General features: G+C 54.8%; 9 protein-coding genes. 6 read left to right on the top strand and 3 right to left on the bottom strand.

Annotated features, from left to right (window positions below; translation table 11 throughout):
• Positions 1–6 precede the first annotated feature (6 nt).
• The 3 genes from OEL90_RS09600 (at position 7) to OEL90_RS09590 (ending at position 2413) form a co-directional block, all read left to right on the top strand.
• Positions 7–1332 carry a pyrimidine-nucleoside phosphorylase gene (locus tag OEL90_RS09600; RefSeq protein ID WP_291401328.1) on the top strand — a complete coding sequence of 442 codons (1326 nt, stop codon included), beginning with the start codon at positions 7–9 and terminating at the stop codon, positions 1330–1332.
• Positions 1333–1478: 146 nt separating this feature from the next.
• On the top strand, positions 1479–1970 hold the full coding sequence (locus tag OEL90_RS09595) for a ferritin-like domain-containing protein (RefSeq protein ID WP_291401330.1): 492 nt from the start codon (positions 1479–1481) through the stop codon (positions 1968–1970).
• A gap of 224 nt (positions 1971–2194) precedes the next feature.
• Positions 2195–2413, top strand: coding sequence for an SHOCT domain-containing protein (locus OEL90_RS09590; protein WP_291401332.1), 219 nt, complete (start codon positions 2195–2197; stop codon positions 2411–2413).
• Positions 2414–2651: 238 nt separating this feature from the next.
• On the opposite strand, the gene OEL90_RS09585 is transcribed toward OEL90_RS09590, so the two are convergent.
• The 3 genes from OEL90_RS09585 to OEL90_RS09575 form a co-directional block, all read right to left on the bottom strand.
• The gene (locus tag OEL90_RS09585; protein ID WP_300688222.1) at positions 2652–3476 is read right to left on the bottom strand and encodes a Na-translocating system protein MpsC family protein; all 825 of its coding nucleotides are present in this window, start codon (positions 3474–3476) and stop codon (positions 2652–2654) included.
• Between the two features lie 2 nt (positions 3477–3478).
• Positions 3479–6031 (bottom strand): ABC transporter substrate-binding protein, encoded by a 2553-nt coding sequence (locus OEL90_RS09580; RefSeq protein ID WP_300688221.1) that lies wholly within the window; start codon positions 6029–6031, stop codon positions 3479–3481.
• 448 nt (positions 6032–6479) lie between these two features.
• Positions 6480–7838 (bottom strand): nucleobase:cation symporter-2 family protein, encoded by a 1359-nt coding sequence (locus OEL90_RS09575; protein WP_300688218.1) that lies wholly within the window; start codon positions 7836–7838, stop codon positions 6480–6482.
• Between the two features lie 585 nt (positions 7839–8423).
• On the opposite strand from OEL90_RS09575, the gene OEL90_RS09570 reads away from it, so the two are divergent.
• From OEL90_RS09570 to OEL90_RS09560, 3 genes are read left to right on the top strand one after another with little or no spacing between them, the layout of a single operon-like run.
• Positions 8424–10541: a segregation/condensation protein A gene (locus OEL90_RS09570; RefSeq protein ID WP_300688215.1), complete on the top strand. Its 2118-nt coding sequence runs from the start codon at positions 8424–8426 to the stop codon at positions 10539–10541.
• Positions 10541–11227, top strand: coding sequence for an SMC-Scp complex subunit ScpB (gene scpB, locus OEL90_RS09565; RefSeq protein WP_300688212.1), 687 nt, complete (start codon positions 10541–10543; stop codon positions 11225–11227). The genes OEL90_RS09570 and scpB overlap by 1 nt, the downstream gene beginning before the upstream one ends.
• On the top strand, positions 11224–11949 hold the full coding sequence (locus OEL90_RS09560) for a pseudouridine synthase (protein WP_300688209.1): 726 nt from the start codon (positions 11224–11226) through the stop codon (positions 11947–11949). Before scpB ends, OEL90_RS09560 begins: the two co-directional genes overlap by 4 nt.
• Positions 11950–12093: the final 144 nt, after the last annotated feature.

Below are 12093 nucleotides of genomic sequence, written 5' to 3'. Positions count from 1 at the left end.
TTAACCATGCGCATGTATGACATCATTCACAAAAAGCGCGACGGCGGGACGCTGACCAGGGAGGAAATCCGGTTTTTCGTCGAGGGCTACACCAATGGCCAAATTCCGGATTACCAGGTTTCGGCGCTTCTGATGGCCATTTTCCTCAATAAAATGGATCGCCGCGAAACGGTAGATCTCACCGAGGCCGTCATGCATTCCGGGGATACGGTGGACCTCTCCAGCATTGCCGGCATCAAGGTGGATAAGCATTCCACCGGCGGCGTAGGGGACAAGACCACGATCCTTCTTGGGCCGATGGTCGCGGCTTGCGGCGTGCCGGTTGCCAAGATGTCCGGCAGGGGGCTCGGTCACACGGGGGGCACGCTGGACAAGCTGGAGTCCATCTCCGGCCTGATGGTCGAGGTGTCTTCAGATGACTTTATCCGACAGGTCAATGAGGTGGGGCTGGCAGTTATTGGCCAGTCGAAGAACATTGCGCCGGCGGATAAAAAGCTTTACGGACTGCGGGACGTCACCGCGACAGTTGACAACGTCAGCCTGATTGCGGCCAGTGTCATGAGCAAGAAGCTTGCGGCGGGCAGTGACGCCATTGTCCTGGACGTCAAAGTGGGCAGCGGCGCCTTTGTGAAAACCGTGGACGGCGCTATTGAGCTGGGGCAGATTATGGTGGATATTGGCGATGGTATGGGCAGGGAAGTCATTGCAGTGGTCACCGGGATGGATCAGCCGCTGGGCTATGCGATAGGGAATGCCTTGGAAGTCAAGGAAGCCATTGCGACGCTGAGGGGAGAGGGGCCGCAGGATTTGCGTGAACTTTGCCTGAGACTTGGCGGCATGATGGTGTACCTGGGCGGTAAGGCCAAATCTCCGGAGGAAGGCTCAGAACTTGTCCTGGATGCCCTGCGCAGCGGTGCGGCTTACGAGAAGCTGAAGGCTTTTGTGGCTGCCCAGCACGGCGAGGTGTCACAGATTGACGCGCCGGAGACGCTTCCGGGGGCCCGGATCATTGAGCCGGTTCTGTCTGTGCGCGGGGGGCACATTGCCCATATACAATCTGATGAGGTCGGCATCAGCGCCACTATTTTAGGTGCGGGTCGCGAGACCCTGGACAGCGTTATTGACCACGGCGCCGGCATAGTGCTGGTCAAAAAGGTCGGGGACGCGGTGAAGCAGGGCGAGGTCCTGGCTTATCTCCACACCAACAGCGACGCGCGGCTGGAGGAGGCCAGGGAGAGACTTCTGGGGGCTTATCAGATCCAGGAGGAGGACGTAACCGTACCGAAGCTGATTCACGCTGTGGTGAGCAAGGATGGGGTTGTGAGGTACTGAGGCAGTGGGTAGTGAGGTAGTGGGGTAGTGAGGTAGTGAGGTAATAGGGTCATAAAGCAATAAGATAAAAGGTAAGGTTATCTAAGAAAAAGAAATAGTTGGAATTAATTTGTTTATAGATCATACACCATAGGGAGGGTTCAACTTTGAAGGATCAGGAGCTTAAAATCATTCAAACGGCAATCATCAACGAGCTTGAAGGCTATGAGTTTTACAAAATGGCCCACGAAAAAACCACAGATCCTGCTGTCAAAGAAGCTTTTTCGACTTTGGCAGAGGAAGAAAGAAAGCACATTGAGTGGCTGAAAGAGCTGTTTGAGAAGGTTAGAGACAGCGAAGAAGACGTCATCAAGCTTTCCATGATGGATAATCCGCCAAGTCCAAATATCTTTCAGTGGGAAAATCTCGACAGAACCAGCGCGAGCCTGGCCGTTTCCGTCTTTGGCATTGGCATCCAAATGGAGCGCATGTCTGTAGAATTTTATGAGAATGCTGCCAAGCGCTCTGAGATCACTGCGGCTCGCTCGCTGTTCGGCACTCTGGCCAAATGGGAGCAGGTCCACCTGGATATGTTCTCCAAGGAGTATGATAAACTCCAGAATACCTGGTGGGCGGATCAGGGGTTTGCGCCGTTTTAGGGCTTGCTGAAACTTGAAGAGATAAAAAGGAAACGGACAGGGGCGTCTCGGTTGCAGAATCGAGACATCTCCTGTCCGTTTTTTTGTAAGTATAGGAGCGTGCTTGTTTTGCAATTGCGGGGGGAGCGCCAGAGCAACTTACAACCAGTGCGTTTTTCACCCACCTCCATTAAACCTCCACACCATTTTGCTAAACTAAAAGGAGAATAAGGGAGGGATCGATCATGATGATCATCTTTTGGGGTATAATTGGCTATGTTATTTATCTCGCGTTAAAAGGCAATGACACTTCAGGCAGACAGACTGTTTTTCAGACCGGCTTGTCGGGATTAGGCTACAACGATTCAAAATACAATGCCGAGGCGACGCTGAAGAACAGGTATGCTAAAGGCGACATTGACGAAGACACTTATTTGAGGATGCTGCGCAATTTGCGTGGTTGAGAAAATTGAAAAATTCAAGCAAAAAACCGCCTCTTTTTGGCGGTTTTTTGCTTGTGTGCGTGGTGTTGGATGACTCACCAATAAATTGTTCGAGAATTGTGTGAAGCTCTGGCACTAGTTTTGGGTTGGTGTCTGACACTCACTCTACTTCGGTGTCTGACACTCACTCTACTTCGGTGACTGTCACTCACTCAACTTTGGTGACTGTCACTCACTTGAAGTTTCCCCATCCATAAAATCACCCTCTCAGCTTAAACACCAGCCAATCGGTATTTTCTTCAATCACGACCCTTACCTCTTCCAAAGAAGCGGACACCTTCAGGTGATCCGCTATCAGCGCTTCAAAACGTTGCTGATAGCCCGTATACAAGGACTTCCTGAGATAGGGCACGACGCCTGAATGCTCCTTGAGCCCCAGCAGTGAGGTCTCAAAAGGCGACTGGACTTCCGTCGCCCAGATTTCCAAATCATGGGCGCCCAGTGAGACGTGTACTTCTCTGGGGCCTTTGCCCGTCAGCGACTTCAGTAAATGGGCGAAAGCGCTTTTCAAAGCCTTTTCGGCTTCAAGGCGCTGCTGACGGTCCATCAGTCGGCCTGTAGCTTCCCCGGAAGAAGACAGCTTGTCCTGGGCTATTCGGCAGAGGCTGTCCAGGAGTTCATCGGCTTCTATAGGCTTGACGCAGTACTTGACTATGCCCAGATCAATCGCTTTCAGCACCGTTTCCAGGTCCGAGAACGCGGAGGTGATGATGACTGGAGTCAAAACGGCTTCTTCACGAAGGGTCTGAATCAGCGTGAAGCCGTCCATCTTGGGCATCCATAGGTCGCACAGGATGACATCAAAAGTCTGGCGCCTGCACAGCTCCAAAGCTTCCAAGCCATTGGAAGCCACCGCCAGGGAGGCGACGCGTTTCTTGAGAAAATGCGCCAGCTCTTCCAAGGCTTCCTGGTCGTCCTCCACATAAAGCAGGCGCAGGGTGTTCAGGAGCGCCTCAGGTCTCGGCGCTTCCGGGCTCCCGGGCACACCGGCTTCACTAACATCAGTCTTTCTTTCGACATTCATCCTCATTCACCAACCTTTCCACTAACCGGTACCTCAATTTCAAACGCACAGCCGGCTTCAGCAGGCACCAGGGTGAGGCGTCCGCCAAAAGCGGTTTCTATGATGGATCTGGCCATAGGCAATCCAAGTCCGGTTCCGCCCTGGGCTTCTTTGGTCGTATAGTACATTTCAAAAACGCTGTCCGCATCTGTTGACGGTATCCCCGGTCCTGAGTCCTCAATGCGCACGGTCAGCAACATCTCACGCTGTTCCCCAGCGACGCGGATGGTACGCGGCTTCCCGGGCGGGTTGTGCTTCAGGGCATCTATAGCGTTGGAGATCAGGTTGAAGAGAACGTGGGAGAATTGGTTGTCGAAACCGACCATCGGCTGAAGGCTCTCTAAATTCTCGGTCGAAAGGGTGATGCCGGACACGCGCAGCTGCTCGTCCACCAGGCCCTGCACCAGCCGCACCGACTCCGCCACAGTGAAGGCGCGGGGCTCAGTTCGGGGATTTGAGAAATACCGGAAGTCGTCAATGGTCTCCGACATGCGGCGGATCAGCGCGTTCGCCTTGAGGTAGCAGGACTCCACGTAATCCGGATCGTTCCCGGGATCCCTGAGGTTCATGAGGACCAGGCGCAGGGTGTGCAGGGGCTGGCGCCACTGGTGGGCTATGCTGCCAATCATCTCGCCCATGGCCGCCATGCGGCCCTGATAGCGAATCAGCGCGTCCTTGCGCCGGTTTTCCTCCAGCTCCCGGGTAAAGAGCCGCTCCAGCTCGAGGTTGATCTCCTCCAGATTCATGGACAGCTCGCCGGCCACCGGACTTCCCACGAGGGACACGGCTGAACCGCCTATTTCCTGAGCGACTTGACCAATGATCTTCCGAAAGCGCTCTTCCGCCCGGCGCACCGCCTGGGCATCTCTCACTTCCTTGGTGATGTCCGTCACCATACTCATATTGAGCATGGCGTCAGCGCCGGAATCCCAGATGCAGGTGAGAACCATGCGGCCGTGGAAGTGGTCTTCCTGGTCAGGATTTTGGGGATCTGGCTTTCGGAGATACTTTTTCTCCATGGAATAGCTGGAAATGCGGCCTTCCATAAGGTCGCGGTGCAGGCCGGCGTCCAGGTCCCTGCTGTCGGCTGCGATCAGCTGGTTGATATTCATGCCGCTAAGCTCATCCGCTGTGTACCCGGTCATGCTGCACCAGGCGTCGTTCACATGGCGGATGTTGCCCTCCGAATCCGTCACAGTGATCCCCAGAACGGAGCTGCGGAAAATGGTTTCATAACGCGCGTTGCTGAGGACCAGCTGCCGCTCGGCGAGCTGGCGGTCGTCGATCTCCTTCAGGAGGAGGGTATTGCGGCGCTTGAGGTAAACGACGAAAAAAAAGGTAATTAGGGCAGTCAGGATCAGAAAGGCATAGGCCAGGTTTTTACGGGTGTTTTCAAGCTGAGTCATCTTGACCTGATCGTAGTCAAAGATCATGGCGTCCAGGTCCGGCACTTCCTCAATCATGCCCAGGCTCTTCATGGCCTCTGCCATTTTAATCCACCGGAAGGGGTTGATGTTGCCGACCTCGACAATGGGATAGTGGGTCAGCTCCAGGACCTTCCCGGCCTGGTAAAGGTTGAAGTCGAGGAGGGCGGCTTGCCTCTCCGGGGCCGCGTCCGGGGCTGCCAGCCGCGTCACGATCAGCTCCGAGATCTCCATGGGATGCTCCAGAGCATAAAACCAGCCCTTGATGCTCGCGCGCCGGAACCGCTCAACGAGCTCCGGATTGCTCCGGGCAAGTTTCCCTGATGTAAAAAGCGTGTCCCCATAAAAATCAATGCCGTGCTCCGCCGGCCGGATCACCTTAACGGGAACGCCGGCCTTTTCTGCGGCGTAGGGAATCTGTCCAAGGAAGTCTGGAACGACGTCAAAGGTTTTGTTGATCAGGTCCTCCAGGGTGAAGTCCCTGGTGATGTCCGTGGTTCGGGTGGCATAGGGCGCAATGCCCTCACTCGCGAGGAGAGCCTGAAGCTCCAGGTCCAGAAGATCCCCCGGCCTTCTGGCGATATGCAGCTGGGACAGGTCGAACACGGTGTTGCCGCGGTCTTCCAGCAAGGTGACGTATTCGACAGCGCTGCGCTGAAAGATGGAGGCCACAAGGATCAGATCCATGCCGTCGTCCTGTGCCATCATGAGGTTCGCGGCACCCACGCCAAAGTCCGCGCGTCCTTCCTCGACCTCAAGGGCAGCATCCAGGATGTCCGGACTCTGTGCCGTGAAAGCAGATCGAATGTCGACATTCAGGCCTTCCTCTTCATAGTAGCCCATCCACTGGGCGGCGTAATAGCCGGCGAACTGGAACTGGTGGTCCCAGCGCAGCTGCAGAACGAGCTCTGTCAGGCCCGGCTGGGAATGCGTATAGGACGGTGCGCTGCCGATGGTCCCTTCATCCACCTCCGTATCCGGTGCAGTCGCAAAAGCGGGGAGACAGCTCCATCCCAGGGCAAAGAGCAATGCAAAGATCAATGAGAAAAGGACAGAGATAGAAAACCTCAATCTATTGAAACGCTTAGTCATAGGCGATTTCCTTTCTTGCGGTGGCGTAGAAAGACAGGGACACAGCAACTGATAACCTAATTGAGAACTATTCACGCATGCTCTGGCACCGGATTGAAAGTTGTCCGAGTCACCAACTCTGAAGTTGTCCACGTCACAAACTCAAAATTTTGCCAATGCGCCTCGAAGCCTGTTTTCAGAGTCCATTTATCTTTGTAAATTTTATCACAATGTCAATGCCCAAACAATGTAACGACTTCACAGAGAGGGCGTGGGCTCAAATTACAGCCAAAACGGAAATTGGTGTCAGAGAGACCTCCTTCCATCTCAAACCGTTTGTAATCATTGGCAAAAATTTCGGTGGGAGACGCTTCCAAGAAGAAACGCCTGAAGCAGCCTTTCGCGGGCGCGAAAGGGGGCTTCAGGCGTTTACCTTTAATAATTATCGTTTTAAACCAATCCTCAACACCTACGCGATTTGATTTGCTTCCTGGGTGTTGTAGTCGTGACCATCGGCAGAGTCTTGCTCTTCGACCTCTTCTTTGAGGAAGATGTTGAGGAGGAGCGCCGTGATGGTGCCCGCGCTGATGCCGGAGGAGAAGAGGCTCTTGACGAAGTCAGGGAGCTGGCTGAGGAACTCCGGACGCACCGTGACGCCAAGGCCCAGACCAATGGAAACCGCGATTATGATCATGTTGCGGTTGTTGAGCGGCACATCCTTCAGGGTTTTGATGCCCGCGGATGCCACCATGCCGAACATGATGATGCCAGCGCCGCCCAGAACCGGGTTCGGGATGATCGCGATCAGCGCGCCGACTTTTGGGAAGATGCCGAGGAGCACCAGCACAATGCCCGCCAGGGAAACCACGTGGCGGCTGGCGACTTTGGTCATTGGGATCAGGCCGACGTTCTGGCTGAAGGAGGTGTTCGGACCTGCGTTGAAGAAACCGGCGAGGAAGCTGCCCACACCATCCGCCAGAATCCCTGCCGATAGTTGTTCATCCGTCAACTCTTGCTCCGCAGCTTCACCCACGGCCATCAGACATCCCACCGTTTCAATGGTCGTCACGAGGTAAGCGGTGATGAAGGGGATCACGGCAGCCATACTGAACGTAATGCCGAACTTGAGCGGCGTTGGAATGGCGAACAAAGAAGCGTCCGCAACGGCTTGCATATTGAGAAGACCGAGTGGCCAGCAGATGATGTAGCCAAAGACGAGGCCAATAATGACGGAGGCAGAGCTGATGAAGCCTTTGCCATAGCGGTTGAGGAGGACTGTGATGACCAGCACTGCCATAGCAATCGAAATGTTGAGGACACTGCCATAGTCCGCCGCGCCGTAGCCGCCTGCTGCCCAGTCAATGGAGACAGGAAGGAGCGTCAGCCCGATGAGTGCGACGACGGTACCGGTGACAATCGGCGGGAAAAATTTTCTGAGGGGCTTAATAAAACGGCTAAGGATGATTTCAATGAAGGAGCCGAGCACCGTGGCACCGAAGATGCCTGGAAGCCCCAGCATGGAGCCAACCGCGATGGAAGGTCCCACAAACGTAAAGTCCGTACCCATGACGCATGGCACTTTCGCGCCGATTTTCCAGATGCCGCGGGCCTGAATCCAAGTGGTGACGCCGGCCATGAAGATCGCCGCGCTGACCAGGTAAGCTGTGTCTGCGGTGTTGACGCCCAGAACGCCGGAGATGACGAGCGGCACGGCCACGATCCCGCCGAAGGCTGCCAGAATGTGCTGAAACGCAAGGACGAGGCTGATGTGCATAGGTGGTTTGTCATTGATCTTGTAAAGGATTTCAGAAGTTTGCTTGACTCTCATGTGTGTTCCTCCTCAAAAAGTAGGTGAGTAGCGCCGCCTGAAAAAATTAAGGTTGAATCCCTCCTTGTGAAATAAAAAAGGCCGGCAAACAGAGGTTTGTAAACCCCTGACTGCCGGCCGTATGAAGCTTGAATGCGATTCATCTTCACGATTGCCTACGTGTATGAAGTTGTGGTGTCTGGTATGTAGTGCGCTATTGTTTCGCAGCGTCTCAATGCCGTCAGTCTGGCGAACCCATGGTTTCCGGACTGCGTGCAGGCACTTTGATCTGTTGCTGGTTACAAATGTATCACAAAATTAAAAGTCTGACTATTTGTAAAAGTTCACAAAATCAAGCTCGAAATTTTGTCAATAAATATCGAAAATTAATGACAATAACCTAAATTTGTGCCGATGGTCGCAAATATTTCAAAGTTTTAGAGTACATCCCACAGAAAGTAAACTACATTGCATACAACCTAATCCACTTTCTCCATGATGTACCCCGACAACCCCAACACCGCGTCAAGCAAAATTTCCAGCCCCGCACTATGACCAAGGCAGGCTTTTTGTTATAATAATTGAGTTAAAGAAGGAGGGGTCCCGGTGACCGACCTAATCACTCAAACTCAATCGCTGCTGGCACTGCCGCTGGAAGAACTCATTGCGCACCTTGAAGACAGGGTCAACGCACTGAATCGCGCCCACGACGGCATTTTGACCCAGCTTCTGCTCGCAGCTGAAGATTATAAATCCGAAACTCCAAACGCCACCCTCAGAGTCTTCCTCGTCGGCGGTGCTGTCCGTGACCTGATTCTAGGCAGCGACGTCCGCGACCTGGACGTGGTGATAGAAGGCGAGATCACCAAACTAACCGACCGCCTCACTAACATTGACTGGCAGTACTACGACCGCTTCATGACCGCCTCAGGCATCCTGGACACAGGGGAGATCGATCTGATCACCGCCCGCAGCGAACGCTATGAAGCTCCTGGCCAGCTTCCCACAGTCACGCCGGGCACCATTGAGGACGACCTGAAACGCCGGGACTTCACCGTCAATGCCATGGCCCTCGAGCTGGAACTCCTGGACTATGTGGACCCTGAAACATGCGACTTAAGCACCACCCGCACGATCCTGATCCAGCTGCTGGATCCCCTAAAAGGCCTCGACGACTTGAAAGCCCAAGCCCTTAGAGTCCTTCATGACCAGAGCTTTTACGACGATCCCACCCGTCTGTACCGCGCGGTCCGCTACATGGCCCGAGTAGGTCTGACCCCGGTGGACACAACAGAAAAACAAATGAAAGAAGCCATAGAAGCGGGTGTACTGAAAACCCTGACCAATGACCGCATTATGCGCGAGCTGTTCCTCAACTTCAGTGACGGCCACTGCGAAGAGGCTGTTCGCTTGATGCTCGACCTAGGTCTTCTGATCACAACAGAGGACAACACAGCACCAACCTCTGAGGCCCTGATCCAGGCCATAGCCTTTGCCCGGGTCGTCGAGCACGCCCCCGGTCTCTGCGGTGACGACAAGGCGAGTCACCTGTTCGGTTATTTTTCCCAAACCTCCCCGGACTTCGCAGAGCGCTTCCGACAGTGCTCGCTGCCCCGCAAACTCAAAAATGCGGCCCGCGCACTGAACACCACGTCCCCAGACGCCCTGGCCCAGCAACTGAACCTCCACGAGGTCCTTCCACATAAACCCGAACTTGCAACACCCCCAAAAGACCAACCAGATGCCGATGATCACCCAACCCAACCCGAATCCCATTCACCATCCCCATCCGGCAATGCCGCCTACTCCGTCAAGCTGGATGCCTTCGAAGGCCCTATGGACCTCCTGCTCCACCTGATCCAGGACAACGAAATCGATATCTACGATATCCCTGTGGCCACCCTCTGCACCCAGTACCTCGACTACCTGATCCATATGGAAACGGCACGCGTCGACATTGCCGGCGAATTCCTGGTCATGGCCGCCACGCTCCTTGAGATCAAGTCCATGATGCTGCTGCCGGACCGTGAAGCGGGCATTTTCGAAGCCTGGGATGTGGCCGAGGACCCGCGTACGGAGCTCGTCACCAAACTCGTCGAGTACAAGCGCTACAAGGAAGCCGCAAGGCTCCTCAGTGGCCTCGAGCTGCAGGACGGCGCTTATTTCACTCGGGAGGCCTCAGATCTCTCTGAAATCCTCCCTCAGAATCCGGAAACCCTCAACGAGCCTACCGAGATTGACCTTCTCACAGAAGCCCTAAAACGGGTGCTCACCAAACTGGATCGCACCGATACCCACAGAGAGCATTTTTTCTCTACCCTGAACCGTGAGCCCTACGCCGTGGAGGACGCCATCAAGGCGCTGACGGCCCGCCTCAAGGAAGTGAACGACATTTCCTTTGAAGCCCTGTTCGAGGGCGGCGCAACCCGCAACGTCGTTGTAACCACGTTTCTGGCCCTTCTTGAGCTTTTGAAGCTGAAGCGCGTTCGTGTGGTTCAGGACGAGATGTTCAGCGGCATCCTGATTCGGCGCAGGGAACCATCGGAAACTGAAGAGGAATTGATTCAGGAGTCCCTGCTGGAGCACTGGTATGAGACGTCTCAGTCCCAAGACACCAATACCGCTGCCGATGGTTCCCAGGTCCAAAACCCACAAGCCCGCGGCGATAACCAAAACAAAAACCACAAAGAAGACCACTACGATGAAGAAGGGGAGACCGACTGATGGAAGAACGTTCCTACCGAAGCGCCATAGAATCCATTCTGTTTGTCAGCGGCGAGCCTGTGGCAATCGACCGGCTGGCGGCAGCCCTGGATCTACCCATGAGCTGGACCGTGGAACTGCTGGAAACCCTGCGCAAGGAATACGAGTCCGGGGAGCGGGGGATGCGCCTGCTGTTCATCCGCGACGCCGTTCAGATGGCCAGCGCACCGGAAAATGCAGACTTTATCGAGCGCGTCATGAAGACCACTAAATCCAGAGGCTTGTCCCCGGCGACGCTGGAGACACTCGCCATTATCGCCTACAAACAGCCTGTGACCCGGTCGGAGATCGATTACACCCGGGGCGTCAAGTCGGACAAGCCCCTGCAGATTTTGATCGAGCGCGGGCTTATTGAAGAAAAGGGCAGGCTGGAGAAGATTGGCCGACCGATGCTTTACGGCACGACGGACGAGTTTCTCAGAACTTTTGGTCTGAGGTCCCTGGAAGAGCTTCCGGATCTCACGACCTTTGACGGCGCCGAGCGTCTGATCAACCTGCTTGAGGCCCGTGAAGCGGATGAAACGGATGGTTCGGATGGGTTGGATGGGTCGGACGGATCGGTTTCAGAAACGACTGCAGCTGAACAGAGCGCTTTGTCCGAAGAGGATGACGTTACCATCCCCTACGAAAGGGACGAAACACTATGACCACTACAACCGATTCGAAGACAATGATGCGGCTTCAGAAATATATGGCCCACTGCGGCGTCGCCTCCCGCAGAAGTGCGGAGGGGATGATCCTCGACGGCAGGGTCAAGGTCAACGGTGAGGTTGTCCGCGAGCTTGGCACCTCCATTTCACCCGAGAGTGACCGGGTTGAAGTCGATGGCACCCTGATCCAGACAGCCGCCGATCACGTCTACGTGATGCTCAACAAGCCCACGGGCTACATCACCTCCGTCAAGGACAACTTTGGCCGGCCCACCGCACTGGATCTGGTCCGGATTGACCGCCGGGTTTATCCCGTTGGCCGACTGGACTATGACTCCGAAGGCCTGATCCTCTTAACCGATGACGGCGCCCTAACCCACCTCCTGACCCACCCGAGCCATGAATTCGAAAAGCGCTACTACGTTGAGACTGATCGCTTACTGACGGATACCGAGCTTGCAAAGCTGCGTGACGGCGTTGATATTGGGGACTACGTCACTCAGCCGGCTTTCGTCGAAAGACAGAAGGGCAAAGGGCTGATTGTGGGGATCCGCGAAGGAAAGAACCGTCAGATCCGCAGAATGGTCGAAGCGCTCAGTGCCAATGTCAAACGCCTTCGCCGCCTGTCCATAGGTCCGCTGGAACTCGGAGATTTAAAGTCCGGAGCCTGGCGCCACCTGACCCCGGAAGAAGTAGCAGCGTTGAAAGCTCTTAAATAACGACATTTATTGAGAAACATTCTCGCAAGCTCTGGCACCGAAACGATTTCAGTGTCAGACACTCACTTCAACTCAGTGTCAGACACTCACTTCAACTCAGTGTCAGACACTCACTTCAACTCAGTGTCAGACACTCACTTCAAA

It is taken from the genome of Acidaminobacter sp. (assembly GCF_030247605.1).
GTDB lineage: Bacteria > Bacillota > Clostridia > Peptostreptococcales > Acidaminobacteraceae > Acidaminobacter.
The sequence above is the reverse complement of the archived record's forward strand: the minus strand, read 5'-3'. Positions and strand labels throughout refer to the sequence as shown.

What these genes read in the sequence shown, in the direction of transcription:
- OEL90_RS09600 (WP_291401328.1), top strand. Translation starts at nt 7, where the DNA reads ATGCGCATGTATGACATCATTCACAAAAAGCGCGACGGCGGGACGCTG.
- OEL90_RS09590 (WP_291401332.1), top strand. Translation starts at nt 2,195, where the DNA reads ATGATGATCATCTTTTGGGGTATAATTGGCTATGTTATTTATCTCGCG.
- OEL90_RS09585 (WP_300688222.1), bottom strand. Translation starts at nt 3,476, where the DNA reads ATGAATGTCGAAAGAAAGACTGATGTTAGTGAAGCCGGTGTGCCCGGG.
- OEL90_RS09580 (WP_300688221.1), bottom strand. Translation starts at nt 6,031, where the DNA reads ATGACTAAGCGTTTCAATAGATTGAGGTTTTCTATCTCTGTCCTTTTC.
- OEL90_RS09575 (WP_300688218.1), bottom strand. Translation starts at nt 7,838, where the DNA reads ATGAGAGTCAAGCAAACTTCTGAAATCCTTTACAAGATCAATGACAAA.
- scpB (WP_300688212.1), top strand. Translation starts at nt 10,541, where the DNA reads ATGGAAGAACGTTCCTACCGAAGCGCCATAGAATCCATTCTGTTTGTC.
- OEL90_RS09560 (WP_300688209.1), top strand. Translation starts at nt 11,224, where the DNA reads ATGACCACTACAACCGATTCGAAGACAATGATGCGGCTTCAGAAATAT.